This is a genomic window from Citrobacter rodentium NBRC 105723 = DSM 16636, assembly GCF_021278985.1.
Lineage (GTDB): Bacteria > Pseudomonadota > Gammaproteobacteria > Enterobacterales > Enterobacteriaceae > Citrobacter_A > Citrobacter_A rodentium.
The window spans coordinates 3,583,238-3,605,084 of the sequence record NZ_CP082833.1 but is presented as its reverse complement, the minus strand read 5'-3'; the positions used below and the strand labels follow the sequence as shown (position 1 = coordinate 3,605,084).

Here is a 21,847-nt window from a genome sequence, read left to right as displayed (position 1 = left end):
GCCAGGCCTGGCCTCCGTTTCAGAACACCAGGTGTTCTGCGCGTACAATCAAAGACATACCCGAATTCAGCTGTACACGGACGCCATCTTTGGTGATTTCTAATACGGTGGCATCCATCGCATCGTTGCCTGCTTTCACCTTCAGAGACTGCCCTACGCTCAGAACGGAAATGTCCGATACCGGCGTCAGTTTCTCCTCACGAGGCGCACGCGGAGCTTTAGCTGCCGGTTTTTCAGTACGCGGTTTACGTTCGGTCACGTCTTTACGGCGCGGCGCCGGACGCGGCTTACGCTCGCGACGCGGGGCGTCTGCGGTTTCGCCTGCGGCAGCGGCAGCTTCGCGTTTTTTCGCTTGCTGTTCGGCACGCTGCGCCTGAACGCGGGCTTTCGCCTCTTCCAGCTGCTTACGCGCGTGTTCAACGTGCTGCTCATCCAGCTCACCGCAAGGATTGCCGTCGAGATCCACACGCGTCGCGCCCGGCTTAACGCCGTAAAGGTAGCGCCAGCTGGAGGTATAAAGACGCAAAGCGGAACGGAGTTGCGTTTTGCTGAGGTTCATTTCGCCCCCAATACGCTCTACCAGATCCTGAAAAATGCCAATTTTCAGCGGGCGCGCTTCACCTTCCGCGCTAAAACACTGCGGAAAACGTTCGGCCAGAAACGCGATAACTTCTTTACTGCTATTCAACTTAGGTTGATTTTCCATGAAATTTCCTGATTACAACGGACGTAGCCAACAAGCCGCAGGCATGAACAGGCGTCATTATAATGACGCCATCAGTAATTGCTACGTTATCCGTTGATTATCCTGCGACGCTCGCAAAGAATTTTTTGTAATCCGACGCTGCAAGCACGGTTTCAAGCAGAACGACAAGCTGGCGAAGCCCCGCTTCATCTTCTGCGGTGAAGCGGCCAAACGCCGTACTGTCGATGTCAAGCACGCCGATAAGCTGTTGATTTACCGTAATCGGCAGCACGATTTCGGCGTTACTGGCGGCATCGCAGGCGATGTGCCCGTCGAAGGCGTGAACGTCATCAATACGCTGCACCTGGTTTTGCGCGATCGCCGTGCCGCAAACGCCACGCCCGACCGGGATACGCACGCAGGCGATTTTGCCCTGAAACGGACCTAATACCAGCGTGTCGTTTTCGAGCAGATAAAAACCGGCCCAGTTCACTTCCGCAAGTCTTTCGTACAAGAGCGCGCTGGTATTCGCCAGCGTCGCCAGGAAACTGCTTTCCCCTGCCATTAGGGCCTGAAAATCGCGGTGCAGATCCGCGTAAAGCTCTGTTTTGTTCATTATATAATCACTTAGTTGTCTTACCTAAACTGCCAGCCTATTAAAATAAGCATTAAATGCGTTATTGCTCAAGATCATTCCCGTCATGAGTTAAGATTACATAAATCTAACATTTTGAAACACGATACATGGCTCTTAAGACGCAACGGATTACGCCAACAAAAAAAATAGCGATCTGGTCCATTAGCGAAGCGCTTCCGCGTGCTCACTATCAGCGTTGCCCTCAGTGCGATATGCTGTTTAGCCTGCCGAAAATGCGCTCGCACCAGAGCGCTTACTGTCCGCGCTGCCAGGCGAAAATTCGCGACGGCCGCGACTGGTCGCTGACCCGGCTGGCGGCGATGGCGGTCACCATGCTGCTGCTGATGCCTTTTGCCTGGGGCGAGCCGCTGCTGCGCATCTTTCTGCTGGGGATCCGCATAGACGCCAACGTGATGCAGGGGATCTGGCAGATGACCAGCCAGGGCGATCCCATAACCGCAGCGATGGTGTTTTTTGGCGTCGTCGGCGCGCCGTTAATTCTGGTGACCTCCATCGCTTATCTGTGGTTTGGTAATATCCTCGGGATGAATTTACGCCCTGTCCTGCTGATGCTGGAAAGGCTGAAAGAGTGGGTGATGCTGGATATCTATCTGGTCGGCATCGGCGTCGCCTCGATTAAGGTTCAGGATTACGCTTATTTACAGCCCGGCGTCGGACTTTTCGCCTTCATCGCGCTGGTGCTGCTGAGCGTTCTGACCCTCTCGCATCTTAACGTCGAGCAGCTCTGGGAAAGGTTTTATCCGCAGCGTCCGGCAAACCGGGCGGATGAAAAACTGCGCGTCTGTCTCGGCTGCCATTTTACCGGCTATCCTGATCCGCGGGGCCGCTGCCCGCGCTGTCATATCCCGCTTCGCGAACGCCGAAATCAGAGTCTGCAAAAATGCTGGGCGGCGCTGCTGGCGTCGATCGTTTTCCTGTTGCCTGCTAACCTTTTGCCTATCTCAGTGATTTATATCAACGGCGGACGTCAGGAAGACACGATTATGTCCGGCATTATGTCGCTGGCAAGCAGCAATATCGCCGTCGCCGCTATCGTCTTTATTGCCAGTATTCTGGTGCCGTTCACCAAAGTGATCGTCATGTTTACTCTGCTTCTCAGCATTCATTTCAAATGCGAGCAGGGGCTGCGTACGCGTATACAGCTGTTGCGACTGGTCACCTGGATTGGCCGCTGGTCGATGCTGGATCTGTTTGTGATTGCGTTAACCATGTCGCTGATAAACCGCGACCAGATACTTGCTTTTACGATGGGACCGGCTGCGTTTTATTTCGGCGCAGCGGTAATTTTGACTATTCTTGCTGTGGAATGGCTGGACAGCCGATTACTTTGGGATGCACATGAGTCAGGAAACGCCCGCTTCGCAGACTGAAGCGCAAATTAAAACGAAACGCCGTATCTCGCCTTTCTGGCTACTGCCGCTCATCGCTCTGATGATTGCGGGCTGGCTGATATGGAACAGCTATGAAGATCGGGGCAATACCGTCACCATCGACTTCCAGTCGGCAGACGGTATCGTGCCAGGCCGAACGCCCGTGCGTTATCAGGGCGTTGAGGTGGGCACCGTCCAGGACGTCAGTCTGAGTAAAGATCTGCGCAAAATTGAAGTGCGGGTCAGCATTAAGTCGGATATGAAAGACGCTCTGCGTGCGGAGACACAGTTCTGGCTGGTGACGCCGAAAGCCTCTCTGGCGGGCGTTTCAGGACTGGATGCGCTGGTCGGCGGCAACTATATCGGCATGATGCCCGGCAAAGGGGAAGAGCAGGATCACTTCGTCGCTCTGGATACCCAGCCGAAATATCGACTTGATAACGGCGATTTAATGATTCATCTGAACGCCCCGGATCTTGGCTCGCTGAACAGCGGTTCGCTGGTCTACTTCCGCAAAATCCCGGTGGGTAAAGTCTACGACTACAGCATCAACCCGAACAAAGAGAGGGTCACCATTGACGTGCTGATCGATCGTCGCTTTACCAGTCTGGTGAAAAAAGGCAGTCGCTTCTGGAACGTATCCGGCGTTGACGCCAACGTCAGCCTGAGCGGCGCGAAGGTGAAGCTGGAAAGCCTTGCCGCGCTGGTCAACGGCGCGATAGCCTTCGACTCGCCTCAGGAATCGAAAGCGGCGGAGCAGGACGATACCTTTGGTCTGTATGAGGATTTAGCGCACAGCCAGCGCGGGGTGATCGTTAAGCTTCAGCTACCCAGCGGCGAGGGGCTGAAAGCGGACTCCACGCCGCTGATGTACCAGGGGCTGGAAGTGGGCGAACTGACCAAACTGAATTTACAGCCCGGCGGCAAAGTGACCGGCGAAATGACCGTCGACCCCAGCGTGGTGACATTACTGCGGGAAAATACGCGTATTGAGCTGCGTAGCCCCAGGCTCTCCCTGAGCGACGCCAACGTCAGCGCTCTGCTGACCGGAAAAACCTTTGAGCTGGTGCCAGGCGACGGCGAGCCGCGCAACGAATTTATGGTGGTTCCTGGCGAAAAAGCGCTGCTGCATGAACCAAACGTGCTGACGTTCACCCTCACCGCGCCGGAAAGCTACGGCATCGACGCGGGTCAGCCGCTGATTCTCCACGGCGTACAGGTGGGACAGGTCATCGACCGCAAACTCACCAGCAAAGGGGTGACCTTTAACGTGGCTGTCGATCCGCAGCATCGCGATCTGGTCAAGGGCGACAGCAAGTTTGTGGTGAACAGCCGGGTGGATGTGAAGGTCGGGCTGGACGGCGTGGAGTTCCTTGGCGCCAGCGCCAGTGAGTGGATCAACGGCGGTATTCGCATTCTCCCCGGCAGCAAAGGCGAAATGAAAACCAGCTATCCGCTGTATGCCAACCTGGAAAAAGCGGTAGAAAATAGCCTCAGCGATCTGCCCACCACCACCCTGACGCTCAGCGCGGAAACGCTGCCGGACGTACAGGCGGGTTCAGTTGTGCTGTACCGTAAATTTGAGGTTGGCGAAGTGATCACCGTGCGCCCGCGCGCCAACGCATTTGATATCGAGCTGCACATCAAGCCGGAATATCGTCACCTGCTGACCAGCAACAGCGTATTCTGGGCGGAAGGCGGCGCGAAAGTCCAGCTCAACGGCAGCGGCCTGACCGTTCAGGCCTCCCCCCTGTCGCGCGCACTGAAAGGCGCTATCAGCTTCGATAATCTGAGCGGCGCGAGCGCCAGCCAGCGTAATGGCGATAAGCGCATTCTGTACGCTTCCGAAACCGCCGCCCGCGCCGTCGGCGGCCAGATCACGCTGCACGCCTTCGATGCCGGAAAACTGGCGGAGGGGATGCCGATTCGCTATCTCGGTATTGATATCGGGCAGATCCAGACGCTGGAACTGATTACCTCACGCAACGAAGTACAGGCGAAAGCGGTGCTTTATCCGGAATATGTGAAAACCTTTGCCCGCGCCGGCACCCGTTTTTCCGTGATCACGCCGCAAATTTCCGCCGCCGGGGTGGAGCATCTCGATACTATCCTGCAACCGTATATCAACGTCGAGCCGGGCCGGGGAGAGTCGCGCCGCAACTTTGAGTTGCAGGAGGCCACCATCACCGATTCGCGTTACCTCGACGGCCTGAGCATCGTGGTGGAAGCGCCGGAAGCCGGTTCGCTGGCGATCGGCACACCGGTGCTGTTCCGCGGAATTGAGGTTGGCACGGTAACCGGGATGACGCTCGGCTCGCTCTCTGACCGGGTGATGATCGCCCTGCGCATCAGCCAGCGCTACCAGCATCTGGTACGCAATAACTCGATGTTCTGGCTGGCTTCCGGCTACAGTCTGGACTTTGGTCTGACCGGCGGCGTGGTGAAAACCGGCACCTTCAACCAGTTTATTCGCGGCGGCATTGCCTTTGCCACCCCACCGGGAACACCGCTGGCGCCGAAAGCGCAGGCGGGCAAACACTTCCTGTTGCAGGAAAGCGAACCGAAAGAGTGGCGCGAGTGGGGAACCGCTCTGCCGCGCTAACCCCTGTGCTCCGACGTACTCGCGCCGGAGCCTTTATGCTACACTGCGCGCCTGTTTTACTGTCGGTGGTGCCCCCTGGTGACTCAACACGCTGTTTATCTTCCTGAAGCCTTTCTCTCGCAAATGCGCGAGGCGATGCCTGCGAACCTCTCTTTCGACGATTTTCTCGCAGCCTGCCAGCGCCCGCTGCGCCGGAGTATCCGCGTGAATACGCTTAAAATTTCGGTCGCGGATTTTCTCGCCCTCACTGCCTCGTATGGCTGGTCGCTGACGCCTGTTCCGTGGTGTGCGGAAGGGTTCTGGATCGCGCGTGAAGATGAAGAGACGCTGCCGCTGGGCAGTACCGCCGAGCATCTGAGTGGCCTGTTTTATATTCAGGAAGCCAGCTCGATGCTGCCGGTCGCCGCGCTGTTTGCCGACGGTAATGCGCCGGAACGCGTAATGGACGTGGCGGCTGCGCCAGGTTCAAAAACGACGCAAATTGCCGCGCGTATGGGCAATCGCGGCGCAATTCTGGCTAATGAATACTCCGCCAGCCGGGTGAAGGTTCTCCATGCCAATATCAGCCGCTGCGGGATCGGCAACGTCGCCCTCACCCATTTTGATGGTCGCGTATTTGGCGCGGCGCTGCCGGAGATGTTTGACGCGATCCTGCTCGATGCCCCCTGCTCGGGAGAAGGCGTGGTGCGTAAAGATCCGAACGCGCTGAAAAACTGGTCCGTGGAGAGCAATCAGGAGATAGCCGCCACCCAGCGGGAACTGATCGACAGCGCCTTTCACGCGCTGCGCCCGGGCGGCGTGCTGGTCTATTCCACCTGTACGCTTAATCGTGAGGAAAATGAATCCGTCGTGCACTGGCTGAAAGAAACCTATCCGGATGCGGTGGAATTTATGCCGCTGGGCGATCTTTTTGCGCAGGCGTCGCTGGCGCAGACGGCGGAGGGATTCCTGCACGTTTTCCCGCAGATTTATGATTGTGAAGGCTTCTTCGTTGCGCGACTGCGTAAAACGGCTTCGCTGCCCCCCCTGCCCGCGCCGAAGTATAAGGTCGGCACTTTTCCTTTCACTCCGGTCAACGCTCGCGAGGCGGCAAAGATTACCGGGGCGGCCAACGCTGTCGGCCTTCGCTGGGAAGACAACCTGCGCCTCTGGCAGCGGGATAAAGAACTCTGGCTGTTCCCCACGGCGATTGAAGCGCTGATCGGAAAAGTCCGCTTCTCGCGTATTGGCATCAGGCTTGCGGAGACTCATAACAAAGGTTTCCGCTGGCAGCACGAAGCGGTCATTGCTCTCGCTGACGTGAGTCACCATAACGCCTTAGAGCTGACGCATCAGGAAGCCGAGGAGTGGTATCGCGGGCGCGACATCTGGCCGCAGAGTATGCCCGCCGCCGACGAGGTGCTGGTCACCTGTCAACATCAGCCGACGGGACTTGCCCGGCGTATCGGTTCGCGGCTGAAAAACAGCTACCCGCGGGAACTGGTCCGCGACGGTAAACTGTTTGCCGGTAAGCAGTGAGGTAAAGAAATTTAGGCATTTTTTGACTGGCGCTTTTGCCTGCATTGGCTACGCTGAAAAATGGGCGACTAAACTGGTCGTACCACAAACAGCCTATCAACGGAGAGCACGATGATGAAAACCAGTGTACGCATTGGCACCTTTGAAATCGATGATGCCGAGTTACATGGCGAGTCGCCGGGAGACCGAACGTTAACCATCCCGTGTAAATCTGACCCGGATTTATGTATGCAACTCGATGCCTGGGATGATGAAACCAGCATCCCCGCTATCCTCAACGGAGAACATTCGGTGCTGTACCGCAACCATTACGATCAACAGACTGATGCCTGGATCATGCGTCTTGCCTGATCCAAAAAGAACCCGTCGGCGCGGCGGGTTATTTATTTCAAGTTTCCCCCTTCCGACAATTCCTCCTACACTATTGATACGGCTGTACAAATAGAGGATGGAATGTTCGCTCTGGTCTTGTTTGTATGTTATCTGGATGGCGGCTGCGAAGATATCGTCGTGGACGTTTACGATACGGAACAACAATGCATGTATTCGATGGACGATCAGCGGATTCGCCAGGGCGGCTGTTTTCCGGTGGAAGACTTTATCGATGGTTTCTGGATGCCCGCGCAACAGTACAGCGATTTTTAATTATTGTTGCTGCGCCCGCCATCGATTTTCCGATAAACATTCTCCGGCTGTTTCATAAGCGCAGTGTCCTCAGTCACGACCTAACAAAAATTTAACAATAGCAGCAAAAAACGCTGGACGTTTATGGGCAGGAATGGGTATGGTTTAACCAGGACGCGGAGCGTGGAGGCTGTTTGCCTCAGGAGAGTCGTTCTGGGTTCGACAGATAAAAAGAGACCGAATACGATTCCTGTATTCGGTCCAGGGAAATGGCTCTTGGGAGAGAGCCGTGCGCTAAAAGTTGGCATTAATGCAGGCTAAGTCGCCTTGCCTTATAAGAATAGATGACGACGCCAGGTTTTCCAGTCCGTGACGAAAGTGACTGGAAAAAAAGGCCATTTGTCATTTGCTGAAAAGTAAAAAACCGCAACGTCATCCTGGCGATGGTTGCGGTTTTTTATTGTAAATCATGTAGATACTTTTGGCAGTTAACAGAGTTTTTCTGCGCGTTCGATAAAGGGCGCGAGACTCATTTTCTCCCCCGGCTTCGCCGGATCGTCAATCTGAATCACGCTGATGGGCTGCGCGTTAGTTTTCCCGCTTGCCACTTGTTCCTGCGCCACGTCGTTTAGCGGGTACTGAACCAGAGTGCTGGGGTTAATCACGTACAGCGCCTTTCCCGGCCGGCACGTCAGCATCACTTCTTCACGGTTAAAAGCCCACTTGTCTTTACCGATTTCAAAGCGGCTTACCGTAATAACCTGCGGTGCCGCCAGCGCTGCGCCAGAAGCCGTCAGCAGCAGCAATGAAAGAATCACTTTTTTCATGAATTTAGCCTGTCCTTCAGAACGGTTCCAGCGTCGCGAGCAGACTGATAATCGCCAGCACAACGGCGCCCATTCCCCATTCGATTTTCGTCATCCAGATAAAATACTGATTTATGCGGCGGCTACTCTGCCGCATTCGTGGTACCAGAACATACCGATTCGCCAGCGCGATTGCCACCATTAGCATGACAAGTGCGCTCTTTAATAACAGCAGCTGCCCCCAGCCGGTAAGCCAGGGGGCGGAAATTCCCTGAATGAGCAGCACATTGGCGATACCGGTCAGCAACACGCCCGCCACCGCGATATGCCCATAGCGCGAGAAGCGCATCATGGCGGCAGTCGCCGGTTGGCGCCAGCGCCCTTTCGCCAGTCGCATACAGTAAATCACCGGCAACAGCCCGCCAAACCAGGCCGCCGCGCAGAGCAGATGCAGGGCGTGATTGATGCGCTGTAGCACGCCCATAACCCCCGTATGCAGCGTGGCATGTCCGACGCCCGCTAACAGAATAAACTGCGCGACGGTCAGAATGAGCAGCAGACGCGATAAGGCACGCGGTACGACCAGCGTGGCCGCCAGCATCACCAGCGCCAGCACAATCTGCCAGAGCCAGACGCCGCCGAAACGGGTCTGTAATACGGCCAGCCAGATCGGGGCTGAGAATACATCCTGCCAGCCGGAGCCCATTAATCCGCCCTGTACGGCCAGCATGATTGTCGCGCTGATAAAACTTGCGGTAGCGGCAATTTGCTGCAGACGTAAAAAACGACGGTTCATCAGACGGCGCAGCGTGTACGGCGCCAGCCACGCGCCGTACAGCGCGCAGCCAAATACCAGCATCAGCGCGGAAAAATGGATGAAGCGTAGCGTGACCCAGCTCAGCGTCAACATGGTTACTTCACGCTAAAGGTGTACTGCCCTTTGGTTTTATGGCCATCCACGGACACCACGTGCCAGTCCACCGTATAGGCGCCAGGCTTGAGCGCTTCGTCAAGCGGAACGATCAGCTGCGTATGATCCTGTTCGTTGCGCTTTGCCGGTCGGGTTTTAATCCCCTCCTGTTTCGGGCCGGTAATCGTCGCACCGCTGAATCCCGGTTCGATACCTTCAGAAAAGTTCAGCGTCAGCGCCTGCGGCGCGGCGGTAACGGCTGCATTTGCCGCCGGATACTGATGGGTAAGATGCGCATGGGCCCAGACGACGGGAGTCGTCAGCATGGTTATCAGAAAAAAAAGCGAATTTCGTCGTGTGCGAGCAGGGGTAACCATATCAACTATTCCTTTTTGTTATGTCGTGGTTTAAAAGGATAACCTCCTGGATTGTTTGAGTCGAGAAACAACATTGCGGCTTGCCATTACCGCGGACTCTTAGTAACTTTTGCGCGCATCACAAAAGGAGCAGCCCATGCAAAAAAATCTCGCGCAACTCGAACAAACCGAGATGGATAAAGTTAACGTTGACCTGGCGGCTGCCGGGGTGGCGTTTAAAGAGCGCTACAACATGCCCGTCGTTGCCGAAGCGGTGGAGCGTGAACAGCCGGAACACCTGCGCGCCTGGTTTCGCGAGCGCCTGATTGCCCATCGCCTGAACTCAGTCAACCTTTCGCGTTTACCTTATGAACCGAAAGTTAAATAATGCTTTGATATAAAATTACATTTCCTTACATATTGCCTGTTACAGTATAAGCAAATTCTTAAACCACTATTGATGGTCGTTTACAGGCACTATGAAAAGGAAATCATTATGTCGCTCTGGAAAATAGCAGCCGCGCAGTACGAACCACTGAAATTATCGTTCCGCGAGCATGTCGCACATCATCTCGAGTTTATTAAAGCGGCAGCCCAGCACAACTGCGATCTGCTGGTATTTCCCGCCCTTTCGTTATCAGGCTATTCAGAGGCCCATAAGCCGTTACCCGCGCCGCCCGATAGCAGCCTGCTCCAGCCGCTTGCCACGGCGGCCACTAAGCATCGCATGACCATCATCGCCGGTCTGCCGGTCGAGCATAAAAATCGCTTTGTCAGAGGTATCGCCGTTTTTTCTCCGGGTAGCACCGTCCCGCGCACCTACCCTCACAGCCTCGGCGCCTGTCTGTGCAACGATCTGAAGACCATCAGCGTGCTGGATCAAAAGCCGAAAGGCATCGATATGGATCCCGACTTTTCGCTTTTCACCACCAGCCAAAGCGTTGGCGAACCCGAGCTGTTAAGTTCCGCTTCATGTCTGCAGCACTTCTCGCACCGCTTTTCAATCCCCGTACTGATGGCTAACGCACGCGGCAGCAGCGCGCTATGGGATGAAAGCGGACAGCTGATTGTCCGCGCCGACCGCGGTTCGCTGTTATTAACCGGACAACGAACGCCGCAGGGTTGGCAAGGCGATATCATTCCATTACGCTAGTCTTTTTCGGTCTGGAGTTTTTATGCTGCGCATCATCGATACAGAGACCTGCGGCCTGCAGGGAGGAATTGTTGAGATCGCCTCAGTAGACGTGGTTGACGGCAAAATCGTCAACCCGATGAGCCATCTGGTGCGTCCCGACCGGCCTATCTCGCCGCAGGCGATGGCGATACATCGCATTACCGAAGCGATGGTGGCAGATAAGCCGTGGATTGAAGATATCATTCCGCACTATTACGGCAGTGAATGGTATGTGGCGCACAACGCGAGTTTCGACAGTCGTGTGCTGCCGGAGATGCCCGGCGAATGGATTTGCACCATGAAGCTGTCGCGCCGGCTGTGGCCGGGCATCAAATACAGCAACATGGCGCTGTATAAATCCCGTAAGCTGAATGTGCAAACGCCTGCCGGACTGCATCATCACCGCGCGTTATACGACTGCTATATTACGGCGGCGCTGCTCATTGATATTATGAACACGTCGGGCTGGACGCCGGAGCAAATGGTGGAGATCACCGGACGCCCGGCGCTGCTTACCACATTCAGCTTCGGCACATACCGTGGCAAAGCGGTTTCAGAAGTCGCAAAGCGCGATCCCGGCTATCTGCGCTGGTTATTTAATAACCTTGACAGCATGAGCCCGGAGCTGCGGTTAACGCTGAAGCACTACCTGGAAAATGCCTGAGGTTCCCCCTGCCCCGGCAGCGTCCCCTGCGCCAGGCCAATCAGGAAAGCGAACTCCAGCGCCACCCCTTCGTAAGATTTAAAGCGGCCTGATTTACCGCCGTGACCGGAATCCATGTCGGTACATAGCAGCAGCAGATGGTCATCGGTTTTCAGTTCGCGCAGTTTCGCCACCCATTTCGCCGGTTCCCAGTATTGCACTTGCGAATCGTGCAGCCCGGTGGTGACCAGCATATGAGGATAAGCCTGCGCGGTGACGTTATCGTAAGGGCTGTAGCTCTTCATGTAGGCGTAATATTGCGGATCTTCCGGATTCCCCCACTCCTCAAACTCTCCTGTGGTCAGAGGGATGGATTCATCAAGCATGGTGGTCACTACATCGACAAACGGAACCTGCGCAATCACGCCGTGAAAAAGATCCGGGCGTTCATTGATGGCCACGCCCATCAGCATCCCGCCGGCGCTGCCACCCATCGCGTAACAGAGTGACGGTGCGCCGTAGCCCTGGGCGATCAGCGCATCGCAGGCATCGAGATAATCATTAAAGGTATTGCGCTTTTTCAAAAATTTGCCGTCTTCATACCACTGCTGGCCCAGTTCGCCGCCGCCGCGCACGTGGACGATGGCGTAGACGAAGCCGCGATCCAGCAGGCTTAACCGGCTGCTGCTGAAATCAGCGTCGATACAGGAACCGTAGGAGCCATAGCCGTACACCAGCAGCGGATTCTGCCCTTTACGAAAATACTTGCGGTGATAGACCAGCGATACCGGCACCTCGACGCCGTCGCGGGCGGTGATCCACACGTGCTCGCTGCGGTAGTCCGCGGCGTCAAAGCCGGGCACCTCCGTCTGCTTGATAACCCGGCGCTCACCGGTGTCCATATCCAGCTCGAACAGCGTGTCAGGCGTGGTCATTGACGAATAGCCATAGCGCAGGCGCGACGTTTCCGGTTCCGGATTATAAGCAAGCCAGGTGACATAAGCCGGATCGTCAAAAGCGATGCCGATCACTTCACGGGTTTTCCGGTTGATTTGCCGCAGGCTGGTCAATCCGCGCTGCCGCTCTTCCACCACCAGCCAGTCGGTAAAAAGCGTAAAGCCTTCCAGCATTATTGTCTCACGCGGCGCGATCAGCGTTTCCCACTGTTTTTCGTCACGTACGCGAGTGCGGTACAGGCCGAAGTTTTTACCGTCGCGATTGGAACGCAGGTAAAACTTATGCTGATAGTGATCCAGGCTGTACTCATGATCCTTGCGCCGCGCTAAAAAAACAAACGGTTCGGCGTAGGCCAGTTCCGCATCCAGCAGTAGCACTTCGCTGGTGGTCGCGCTGCCGAGATGGATCACGATGTAATGTTGAGAGGTGGTTTTATGCAGGCTGACGTAGAAGGTATCGTCTTTCTCTTCATAGACCAGCTCATCATGGGCCGACGGGGTGCCGACGGTGTGACGCCAGACCTGATAAGGCAACAGCGTCGTGGTATGTTTGCGTACGTAGTAAAAGGTCAGTGAATCATTCGCCCAGACGAACTCGGGAGCAACGTTGTCCAGCATCTCCGGATACCAGTTGCCGCTCTCAAGATTGCGAAAACGGATGCCATACTGGCGGCGGGACAGAAAATCTTCCGCAATCGCCATAATGGTGTTATCCGGGGTGATCGCCAGCCCGCCAAGAGTATAAAATTCGCTGTGCGCCGCCCGTTTGTTGCCGTCTAATAACGTTTCCCATTCATCCCACTCTTCGTTCAGCGCCGACTGACGCTGATAAATGGCGTACTCGCAGCCGGGCTCATAAACGTGGCGGTAACGATAGCCGTTCTTCACATATGGCGCGGAGACTTCGCGGGGCGGGATACGATCGATAATCTCCTTCAGCACGCGATCCTGTAACGCCTGCTGGGTGGACATAATCCGGTGCCCGTAACTGTTTTCCTGGTTCAGGTAGTCAAGCACTTCAGGCTGCGAACGGGTATCGTCGCGCAGCCAGTAATAATTATCAATGCGTGTATCGCCATGAACCGTCATGGCGTAGGGAATACGATTGGCTTTCGGCAGCATGTCACTGTTCTTTCGTGATTATACATCTTCTAAGGGTGGCAAAACTCACGAATGATGCAAGCGAAACATGCTGCATCCGGAGTATTAGCCGGGTAACGCCAGCTTCTGCTGTTTCAGATCCTGCTCAATGCCGTCGCGGACATCCTGCGGGATCTTCAGCGCGTCGCCGAGCGCGTTGAGGTAGCTACGCTCCATAAAGTGGTCGATATCAATCGCCGCGCAGCTCAGGAAATAGACTTCCAGCGCTTCCTCTTCATTGCGGATGCCCTGCGCCAGACGCTGGGGATCGAGCGGCTGTTCAATCGCCTTTTCAATAAGCGCCCGCCCTTGCTGTTCCACCCCTGCGTCACGCAGTTGTTGTTCGATAGCCGCACGCTCTTTCGCGTCGATATGACCGTCGCTTTTCGCTGCGAATACCAGCGCGAGAATCAGACGCTCGGTGCGCACATCCAGCGGCGAGCTTTGTTCGCCAAACTGCGGTTCATCCTGATGCGCGGCTCGGATTTTATCTTTGTACTTATTCCATAAAACGGTGCCGGCAACCGCCCCGCCGCCCATCAGCAGCGCGCTGGTGCCATATTTGCTGAGTAATTTCCGAGATGATTTATTGGCGACCAGTAAGCCTGCCAGACCGCCGAGCGCGCCGGGAACCAGCAGTTTACTGAGTCCTTGCTCGCCGGAGGATAAAGAGGACGATCCGCTCTGCCCGAGCAACGATTGTAATTGATTAAGCCAGTTAGCCATTTTTGCCCCTCAAGTACTGACAATGAATTGTCAAAGCGTACCCGAGGGGATGTCAGGAAATGTCTTTCCCGGCAAAAGATGCGCAAATTATAGCGTTACTGCGGCAGGTATTCCGCCGTACCCGCTTTGCAATCTACATTGACTGTATAATGGATATCGGCGCTTTTACCGCGCACGGTGAGCGGCACTCGCCACTTACCGTCCTGGCCGGTAATCTCTTTTGGGTTAACCCACGCCACGGGGTCGGCCTGCCCGACATGTTTCTGATCATCGGGCCAGCGCGCGATGCGGTTTTGCTGGTAGTCTCGTTTCACGCTTGCCGCAATGCCGTCGGCATCCAGCCCTTCGCAGCGGGGGAAGGTTACCGTTTTACTGCCCGTTTCTGCCGCATACGCCGACAGGGTGGCGGAAAGCAGCAGCAGACTCAGCAGGGCTCCTGTTTTGTTCATCTTTTTCTCCTTCGCACAATGACTCAGGAAAAAGCATGGTACAAAACGACAGGAGCGCAAGTCAGGCTCAGGCGGCCCGGCTGTCGTCCTGCTCAGACTCAACCGCCTGCGGCGACGGCAGTTTGCCGGTTTTGAGGATGACGCTCAGAACATCTTTCTGCTCCGCCAGCCACAGAGAGAGCGCCTCGCGCTGCTCGTCTTCCAGCGTTAACGGCGACTGTTCAAGCCAGGTATCAAGCAGATCCGCCGTGTCCAGCATCTTGTCATACGCATCGGCTTCCTTTTTGCTGGTAAATGACATTTTTTCCACACCCTCACGAATGACTACGTATTTAACTTCAACCGCCATTTTGCAGCCTCTCAATATTACTGTAATTATGTACAGTATATTCTATTTCCCTCCTGAAATCAAGCTGGTAATAAAGACAGACGCAAACGTTTTCGTATATACTGCGGGCAAATTTATCGGGGGATATTTTTATGACGTTATTAGGCACTGCGCTGCGTCCGGCGGCCACTCGGGTGATGTTATTGGGTTCCGGAGAACTGGGAAAAGAGTTGGCGATCGAGTGCCAGCGACTTGGCGTTGAAGTCATTGCCGTCGATCGCTATGCCGATGCGCCAGCGATGCATGTGGCGCACCGTTCTCACACGATCAATATGCTGGATGGCGACGCGCTTCGCCGGGTAGTCGAGCTGGAAAAACCGCACTTTATCGTGCCGGAAATTGAAGCCATCGCCACGGAGATGCTGGTAACGCTGGAACAGGAGGGAGTGAACGTGGTTCCCTGTGCTCGTGCGACGCAGCTGACGATGAACCGCGAGGGCATTCGCCGTCTGGCGGCGGAGGAGCTGAAATTACCCACTTCCACCTTCCGTTTTGCCGATAGTGAAAGCAGCTTCCGTCAGGCCGTGGATGAAATTGGCTATCCGTGCATTGTTAAGCCGGTGATGAGTTCTTCAGGCAAAGGGCAAAGCTTTATTCGTTCAGCCGAACAGCTGGCGCAGGCGTGGGACTATGCGCAGCAAGGCGGTCGCGCGGGCGCCGGGCGGGTGATCGTCGAAGGCGTGGTGGACTTTGATTTCGAAATTACGCTGCTCACCGTCAGCGCCGTCGATGGCGTTCATTTCTGCGCGCCGGTAGGCCATCGCCAGCAGGATGGCGACTACCGTGAATCCTGGCAGCCACAGCAGATGAGCGAGCTGGCGCTGGCGCGCGCGCAGGAAATCGCGCGTAAAGTCGTTCTGGCGTTAGGCGGTTATGGCCTGTTTGGCGTAGAGCTGTTCGTTTGCGGCGATGAGGTTATTTTTAGCGAAGTCTCCCCTCGCCCGCACGACACCGGCATGGTGACGCTGATTTCTCAGGATCTGTCGGAGTTCGCCCTTCACGTGCGCGCCTTTCTCGGCCTGCCCGTCGGCGGCATTCGCCAGTATGGCCCGGCCGCATCGGCGGTGATCCTGCCGCAACTGACCAGCCGGAACGTGACGTTCGATAACGTTCAGGCCGCCGTTGGCGCGGGTTTACAGCTACGTTTGTTCGGCAAGCCGGACATTGACGGCAGCCGTCGGTTGGGCGTCACGCTCGCGACCGGAGGAAGCGTTGAAGAGGCGGTAATGAGAGCGAAAGAGGCCGCCAGCCAGGTGAGAGTAAAAGGCTAACGCTGTTGCCCGCTGGCCTGCGAACGGCGTCGTCAGGCCAGCGGGCGCTTAACGGTTTACTGCTTCGCGCCTTCTACCGCTTCGCGCGCCAGTTTGGTGATGCGATCGTAGTCGCCCGCTTCCAGCGCATCCGCCGGAACCAGCCAGGAACCGCCGATGCACAGTACGCTTTTCAGTGCCAGGTAGTCGCGGTAGTTCGCCGGGGAGATACCGCCGGTCGGACAGAAACGCACCTGAGAGAACGGACCCGCAATCGCCTGCAGCGCTTTGGTGCCGCCGTTGGCTTCCGCCGGGAAGAATTTAAACTCTTTCAGACCATAGTCCATACCCAGCATCAGTTCAGAAACGGTACTGATACCCGGGATCAGCGGGATAGAGCCTTCGGTTGCGGCTTTCAACAGCGGCTCGGTCAGGCCCGGGCTGATGGCGAACTGCGCGCCTGCAGCGGTCACTTCGGCCAGCTGCTGCGGATTCAGTACGGTACCAGCGCCCACAATCGCTTCCGGCACCTCTTTGGCGATAGCGCGAATAGCATCCATCGCGCAGGCAGTACGCAACGTGACTTCCAGTACGCGCACGCCGCCGGCAACCAGCGCTTTTGCCATCGGCACAGCGTGTTCCAGTTTATTTACCACAATTACCGGAACAACCGGGCCGGTGGTCAGGATTGCTTCTGCACTTGTTTTCCAGTTTTTCATCAGAGTTTTTCTCTCGCCTGATTACAAAATGAGTCTTAAAAAGTGATACAGGTTGCGCCCTGCTCCGCGCCGGAGAGCTTCTCGCGCAGCGCGCTGAACATCTCACGTCCCGTTCCGATACGCGATGCGCTCAGATCCGGAATATGAGGCTGGCGGGCGGCAAGTTCCGCGTCATCAACCAGCAGCGTTAATTCCCCTGTCTGTCCGTTCACCCGAATAATGTCGCCATCGCGCACTTTCGCCAGCAGGCCGCCGTCATAAGCTTCCGGGGTAACATGGATAGCTGATGGCACTTTACCTGAAGCGCCCGAAAGTCGTCCATCGGTAACGAGCGCGATTTTGAAACGACGGTCCAATAATACACCAAGTGGCGGCATGAGTTTATGTAATTCTGGCATTCCGTTCGCTTTTGGTCCCTGATGGCGCACAACAACCACGCAATCTTTGTCCAGCAGACCCGCTTCGAAGGCTGGCAGAACGTCATGCTGGCTTTCGAATACCACCGCTGGCGCTTCGATAACCTGATTCTCCACCGGCACCGCTGAGGTTTTCATTACCGCGCGGCCAAGATTGCCGCTCAGTACCTTCGTTCCGCCGTGATGGGAAAAGGGCTTGTCGCATGAGGCGATGACCTCGCTGTCCAGCGATGCCTGCGCGCCGTCGCGCCAGTCAAGCTCGCCATTGTTCAGCCACGGCTCCAGGGTGTAGCGCTGCAGGCCGAAGCCCGCTACGGTATTGACATCTTCATGCAGCAGACCGGCGTTCAGCAGTTCGCGCATCAGCACCGGGACGCCACCGGCAGCCTGGAAGTGATTGATATCCGCCGGGCCGTTGGGGTAGAGACGCGCCATTAACGGTACAACGTCGGAAAGGTCGGAGAAATCATCCCAGTTGATCTGGATACCGGCCGCGCGCGCCATCGCCACCAGGTGCATAGTGTGGTTCGTCGAACCGCCGGTCGCCAGCAGCGCGACAATCCCGTTGACCACCACTTTTTCGTCGATCATTTTGCCCATCGGCATCCATTGGTTGCCGTTTCCGGTCAGACGCGTTACCTGACGCGCCGCCGCCACGGTCAGCGCTTCGCGCAGCGGCGCATCCGGATGAACAAATGAGGAACCAGGAAGCTGCATCCCCATAAATTCGATCACCATCTGATTGGTGTTCGCAGTGCCGTAGAAGGTGCAGGTACCCGGCGCATGGTAGGAGGCCGCTTCGGACTCAAGCAGCGCCATTCGATCAACCTTCCCTTCCGCGTAGAGCTGACGAATGCGGACTTTTTCTTTATTTGGCAGGCCGCTTGCCATCGGTCCGGAAGGGATAAAAATGGCGGGAAGATGGCCAAACGACAGCGCCGCCATCACCAGCCCCGGGACAATTTTGTCGCACACGCCGAGGAACAGCGCGCCGTCAAACATATTGTGCGACAGTCCTACCGCCGCGGACATAGCGATCACTTCGCGGCTCAACAGCGAAAGCTCCATGCCGTCCTGCCCCTGGGTTACGCCGTCGCACATTGCCGGAACGCCGCCTGCAACCTGGCCGACCGCATTCACCGAGTGCAGCGCCTGGCGAATAATGTCCGGGTAACGTTCATAAGGCTGATGCGCCGAGAGCATATCGTTATAGGAGGTCACGATCGCAATATTGTTACGCAACATGCTTTTCAAAGAGGCTTTATCTTCGGGCTGGCAGGCAGCGAAACCGTGCGCCAGGTTGCCGCAAGCCAGCTGCGAACGGTGAACAGTCGAGGATTTCGCCTGTTCAATACGGGCGAGGTAGGCAGTACGGGTTTTCTGCGAACGTTCAATAATGCGCTGTGTTACGCGTAACATTTTCGGATTCATAAAAGCTCCTGAAATTTATTTGTCAGAGCGGCGCGTTTACCAACAGACGTTATCCAGGTAAAAAAACAGGACAATCGCCTTTATGCGATAGCTCAGGGGCAAAATCGTTTCAGGCAGTGTAATAAAAAAAGCCCCGCGGGTGAATCCACGCGGGGCCTGAAAGTGCAAAAATTATCCTACAATCTGTGTTAGATCATGTTACCGGTAAAATAAGCCTTAAGTGTCAGCGCCGTTTTACTCAAACTCGTTCCATGAACGGCCATCGCGGGTGATCATCGCCACCGAGGCGACAGGGCCCCAGGTGCCTGCCTGATAAGGCTTCGGAGCATCGTTGTCCATCGCCCAGGCTTCGGTAATGGAGTCAACCCATTTCCACGCCTCTTCCACCTCGTCGCGGCGCACAAACAGCGCCTGAATACCGCGCATGGTTTCCAGCAGCAAACGCTCGTAGGCATCCGCAAGGTGCGTCTGGTTAAAGGTTTCCGAGTAGCTCAGATCGAGCTTGGTGGTTTGCAGATTATGTTTGTGATCCAGTCCAGGCACTTTATTAAGCACCTGGATATCCACCCCTTCGTCCGGCTGCAGACGGATTGTCAGTTTGTTCTGCGGCAAGTCCTGCCAGGACTCTTTAAACAGGTTCAGCTCCGGGGTTTTGAAATACACCACCACTTCCGAGCACTTGGTCGGCAAACGCTTACCGGTACGCAGGTAGAACGGCACGCCCGCCCAGCGCCAGTTGTCGATATCCACGCGGATCGCCACGAAGGTTTCGGTATTGCTGCTCTTGTTGGCGCCCTCTTCCTCCAGATAGCCCGGCACCTTTTTGCCCTGGGCAAAGCCGGCGGTATACTGACCGCGAACCGTTTTTTCACGCACGTTAGAGCGATCGATGCGGCGCAGGGACTTCAGCACCTTCACTTTCTCATCGCGGATGCTGTCCGCGCTCAGATCGGATGGCGGAGACATGGCGATCATGCACAGGATTTGCAGCAGGTGGTTCTGAATCATGTCGCGCATCTGGCCCGCCTGGTCGAAATAGCCCCAGCGCCCTTCAATACCCACCTCTTCCGCTACGGTGATTTCCACATGATCAATCGTGCGGTTATCCCAGTTGTTAACGAACAGCGAATTGGCAAACCGCAGCGCCAGCAGATTCAGCACCGTCTCTTTACCCAGATAGTGGTCAATACGGTAAACCTGGCTCTCTTCGAAATATTCGCCAACCTGATCGTTAATTTCACGCGAGGTGGCGAGCGAGGTTCCCAGCGGTTTCTCCATCACCACCCGCGCCGGTCTGGCGTTCAGTTTCGCTTCGCCAAGCCCTTTGCAAATCGCGCCAAAGGTGCTTGGCGGCATGGCAAAGTAGTTAATGGTGGTGCGGTTTTTCTGGTCCAGCATATCGCCCAGACGGGTGAACGCCGCGGTGTCGTTAACGTCCAGATTGCAGAAATCCAGACGACCGCTCAGGGTATCCCACAGGCCTTCATCGATTTTCTCTTTCATGAAGGTTTCGAGGGCTTCACGGACCACTTTGGTATAGGCTTCTTTATCCCAGTCAGCGCGTCCGACCCCGATGATGCGGGTTTCCGGGTTAATCTGACCGGCTTTTTCCAGCTGATACAGGGAAGGCAGCAATTTACGACGCGCAAGGTCGCCTTTCGCGCCGAAAATGACCAGGTCACAGGCCTGGGCTGTTTGCGTTACCGCCATGTCATTCTCCTTAGTTAGCTATCCTGGTGCGTTGCCAGGCATTACTTGTAATTTTATTACAGTGCACTGTACTGCTTTTACGTGAATCCGGAAACCGGAAACGCTTAACCTGCCGTGCTGTTGCGCAGATCTGCGGCGATGATAAGGCGTCTGGCGGCGCGAACGGGCGGTCATTTTTTGCCAGCATCGCGTCAGCACAAAATAAGATGCTGATCATGTTATGAAAAAAAACAACAACTCTTGTGATCTTTTTCCCCCTTTCTGCGGTCAGCAGGGGTACTATCTGTCAAAATTGCCGTTCGATTTCTTGCGTCACTGAAATCGTCATATCCTTGAGTCTACATCATGAATATGCTGGAAAAAATCCAGTCACAGCTGGAGCATTTAAGCAAATCTGAACGTAAAGTCGCGGACGTTATCCTCGCCTCGCCGGAACGGGCGATCCATTGCAGTATCGCCACGCTTGCCCAGGAAGCCAACGTCAGCGAGCCAACCGTCAACCGCTTTTGTCGCAGTATGGAGACCCGCGGCTTTCCTGATTTTAAACTGCATCTCGCGCAAAGTCTGGCAAATGGCACCCCGTATGTTAATCGCAATGTGGATGAAGATGACAGCGTGGAGTCCTATACCGGAAAGATTTTCGAATCCGCGATGGCGACGCTTGACCACGTTCGCCAGTCGCTGGACAAGACGGCGGTCAACCGCGCGGTGGATCTGCTGACCCAGGCGAAGAAAATCGCCTTTTTCGGCCTCGGTTCCTCTGCCGCCGTCGCGCATGACGCGATGAACAAGTTTTTCCGCTTTAACGTGCCGGTTGTTTACTCCGACGATATCGTACTGCAACGGATGAGCTGTATGAACTGTAGCGACGATGACGTGGTGGTGCTGATATCCCACACCGGACGAACCAAAAGCCTGGTGGAGCTGGCGCAGCTGGCCCGGGAAAATGACGCGATGGTGATCGCCCTGACCTCAGCGGGGACGCCGCTCGCCCGCGAAGCCACCCTCGCCATCACCCTCGACGTACCGGAAGATACCGACATTTATATGCCCATGGTTTCTCGACTTGCGCAATTGACCGTGATAGATGTGCTGGCGACAGGTTTTACTTTGCGTCGCGGCGCAAAATTCAGAGATAACTTGAAGCGTGTCAAAGAAGCGCTCAAGGAATCGCGTTTTGATAAAGAGTTGCTCATCAAGAGCGATAACCGTTCACAGCAAGGATAAGTTTGACCTTTTTCGTCATCCGGTTTTGTTCGCTATGCTATGTAAAGGTTTTCAGAACGGCCGGATCAATATTCACGCAACACCAAGTT

The 21,847-nt window shown here is 55.7% G+C and carries 22 protein-coding genes; 10 read left to right on the top strand and 12 right to left on the bottom strand.

What is annotated here, in order from left to right:
• Window positions 1–19: 19 nt before the first annotated feature.
• Window positions 20–706, bottom strand: coding sequence for an RNA chaperone ProQ (gene proQ / locus K7R23_RS17100; RefSeq protein WP_012906107.1), 687 nt, complete (start codon window positions 704–706; stop codon window positions 20–22).
• 97 nt (window positions 707–803) lie between these two features.
• The gene (locus tag K7R23_RS17095; RefSeq protein WP_024132704.1) at window positions 804–1,301 is read right to left on the bottom strand and encodes a GAF domain-containing protein; all 498 of its coding nucleotides are present in this window, start codon (window positions 1,299–1,301) and stop codon (window positions 804–806) included.
• 128 nt (window positions 1,302–1,429) lie between these two features.
• On the opposite strand from K7R23_RS17095, the gene yebS reads away from it, so the two are divergent.
• The 5 genes from yebS (at window position 1,430) to K7R23_RS17070 (ending at window position 7,478) form a co-directional block, all read left to right on the top strand.
• Window positions 1,430–2,713: a membrane integrity lipid transport subunit YebS gene (yebS, locus tag K7R23_RS17090; protein ID WP_012906109.1), complete on the top strand. Its 1,284-nt coding sequence runs from the start codon at window positions 1,430–1,432 to the stop codon at window positions 2,711–2,713.
• Window positions 2,682–5,315 (top strand): PqiB family protein, encoded by a 2,634-nt coding sequence (locus K7R23_RS17085; RefSeq protein WP_012906110.1) that lies wholly within the window; start codon window positions 2,682–2,684, stop codon window positions 5,313–5,315. The genes yebS and K7R23_RS17085 overlap by 32 nt, the downstream gene beginning before the upstream one ends.
• A 78-nt stretch (window positions 5,316–5,393) precedes the next feature.
• The gene (gene rsmF, locus K7R23_RS17080; RefSeq protein WP_012906111.1) at window positions 5,394–6,833 is read left to right on the top strand and encodes a 16S rRNA (cytosine(1407)-C(5))-methyltransferase RsmF; all 1,440 of its coding nucleotides are present in this window, start codon (window positions 5,394–5,396) and stop codon (window positions 6,831–6,833) included.
• A gap of 114 nt (window positions 6,834–6,947) precedes the next feature.
• A complete protein-coding gene (locus K7R23_RS17075; RefSeq protein ID WP_024132705.1) occupies window positions 6,948–7,184 on the top strand; it encodes a YebV family protein in 237 nt (78 codons plus the stop codon).
• Between the two features lie 102 nt (window positions 7,185–7,286).
• On the top strand, window positions 7,287–7,478 hold the full coding sequence (locus K7R23_RS17070) for a YdfD/YebW family protein (RefSeq protein ID WP_012906113.1): 192 nt from the start codon (window positions 7,287–7,289) through the stop codon (window positions 7,476–7,478).
• 467 nt (window positions 7,479–7,945) lie between these two features.
• Here the strand turns inward: K7R23_RS17070 and K7R23_RS17065 are convergent, their stop codons facing one another.
• From K7R23_RS17065 to yobA, 3 genes are read right to left on the bottom strand one after another with little or no spacing between them, the layout of a single operon-like run.
• A complete protein-coding gene (locus tag K7R23_RS17065; RefSeq protein WP_012906114.1) occupies window positions 7,946–8,284 on the bottom strand; it encodes a YebY family protein in 339 nt (112 codons plus the stop codon).
• 16 nt (window positions 8,285–8,300) lie between these two features.
• Window positions 8,301–9,173: a copper homeostasis membrane protein CopD gene (gene copD, locus K7R23_RS17060; RefSeq protein ID WP_012906115.1), complete on the bottom strand. Its 873-nt coding sequence runs from the start codon at window positions 9,171–9,173 to the stop codon at window positions 8,301–8,303.
• 2 nt (window positions 9,174–9,175) lie between these two features.
• Entirely contained in the window at window positions 9,176–9,550 is a 375-nt protein-coding gene (gene yobA / locus K7R23_RS17055) for a CopC domain-containing protein YobA (RefSeq protein WP_012906116.1), read from the bottom strand.
• Between the two features lie 136 nt (window positions 9,551–9,686).
• On the opposite strand from yobA, the gene K7R23_RS17050 reads away from it, so the two are divergent.
• From K7R23_RS17050 to exoX, 3 genes are all read left to right on the top strand, one after another.
• Window positions 9,687–9,917 carry a DNA polymerase III subunit theta gene (locus tag K7R23_RS17050; protein WP_024132706.1) on the top strand — a complete coding sequence of 77 codons (231 nt, stop codon included), beginning with the start codon at window positions 9,687–9,689 and terminating at the stop codon, window positions 9,915–9,917.
• 108 nt (window positions 9,918–10,025) lie between these two features.
• Complete coding sequence (locus K7R23_RS17045) at window positions 10,026–10,682, top strand: carbon-nitrogen hydrolase family protein (RefSeq protein WP_024132707.1); 657 nt, start codon at window positions 10,026–10,028, stop codon at window positions 10,680–10,682.
• Between the two features lie 22 nt (window positions 10,683–10,704).
• Window positions 10,705–11,367 carry an exodeoxyribonuclease X gene (exoX, locus tag K7R23_RS17040; protein ID WP_012906119.1) on the top strand — a complete coding sequence of 221 codons (663 nt, stop codon included), beginning with the start codon at window positions 10,705–10,707 and terminating at the stop codon, window positions 11,365–11,367.
• On the opposite strand, the gene ptrB is transcribed toward exoX, so the two are convergent.
• From ptrB to yebG, 4 genes are all read right to left on the bottom strand, one after another.
• On the bottom strand, window positions 11,349–13,424 hold the full coding sequence (gene ptrB / locus K7R23_RS17035) for an oligopeptidase B (RefSeq protein ID WP_012906120.1): 2,076 nt from the start codon (window positions 13,422–13,424) through the stop codon (window positions 11,349–11,351). The two genes, exoX and ptrB, sit on opposite strands and share 19 nt — an antisense overlap.
• A gap of 84 nt (window positions 13,425–13,508) precedes the next feature.
• Window positions 13,509–14,168 carry a tellurite resistance TerB family protein gene (locus tag K7R23_RS17030; RefSeq protein WP_012906121.1) on the bottom strand — a complete coding sequence of 220 codons (660 nt, stop codon included), beginning with the start codon at window positions 14,166–14,168 and terminating at the stop codon, window positions 13,509–13,511.
• A 95-nt stretch (window positions 14,169–14,263) separates the two neighbouring features.
• Window positions 14,264–14,617, bottom strand: coding sequence for a protein YebF (yebF, locus tag K7R23_RS17025; protein WP_012906122.1), 354 nt, complete (start codon window positions 14,615–14,617; stop codon window positions 14,264–14,266).
• Between the two features lie 67 nt (window positions 14,618–14,684).
• On the bottom strand, window positions 14,685–14,966 hold the full coding sequence (gene yebG / locus K7R23_RS17020) for a DNA damage-inducible protein YebG (RefSeq protein ID WP_024132708.1): 282 nt from the start codon (window positions 14,964–14,966) through the stop codon (window positions 14,685–14,687).
• 131 nt (window positions 14,967–15,097) lie between these two features.
• On the opposite strand from yebG, the gene purT reads away from it, so the two are divergent.
• Entirely contained in the window at window positions 15,098–16,276 is a 1,179-nt protein-coding gene (purT, locus tag K7R23_RS17015; RefSeq protein WP_012906124.1) for a formate-dependent phosphoribosylglycinamide formyltransferase, read from the top strand.
• Between the two features lie 56 nt (window positions 16,277–16,332).
• Here the strand turns inward: purT and kdgA are convergent, their stop codons facing one another.
• The 3 genes from kdgA to zwf all read right to left on the bottom strand — a co-directional run bounded on the left by kdgA (window position 16,333) and on the right by zwf (window position 20,531).
• Window positions 16,333–16,974, bottom strand: a complete 642-nt coding sequence (kdgA, locus tag K7R23_RS17010; RefSeq protein WP_012906125.1) for a bifunctional 4-hydroxy-2-oxoglutarate aldolase/2-dehydro-3-deoxy-phosphogluconate aldolase — start codon at window positions 16,972–16,974, stop codon at window positions 16,333–16,335.
• A gap of 35 nt (window positions 16,975–17,009) precedes the next feature.
• Window positions 17,010–18,821, bottom strand: coding sequence for a phosphogluconate dehydratase (gene edd, locus K7R23_RS17005; RefSeq protein ID WP_012906126.1), 1,812 nt, complete (start codon window positions 18,819–18,821; stop codon window positions 17,010–17,012).
• 234 nt (window positions 18,822–19,055) lie between these two features.
• Window positions 19,056–20,531 carry a glucose-6-phosphate dehydrogenase gene (gene zwf / locus K7R23_RS17000; RefSeq protein WP_012906127.1) on the bottom strand — a complete coding sequence of 492 codons (1,476 nt, stop codon included), beginning with the start codon at window positions 20,529–20,531 and terminating at the stop codon, window positions 19,056–19,058.
• A 345-nt stretch (window positions 20,532–20,876) separates the two neighbouring features.
• Between zwf and K7R23_RS16995 the strand changes: the two genes are divergently transcribed.
• The gene (locus K7R23_RS16995; RefSeq protein WP_012906128.1) at window positions 20,877–21,758 is read left to right on the top strand and encodes a MurR/RpiR family transcriptional regulator; all 882 of its coding nucleotides are present in this window, start codon (window positions 20,877–20,879) and stop codon (window positions 21,756–21,758) included.
• Window positions 21,759–21,847 lie beyond the last annotated feature (89 nt).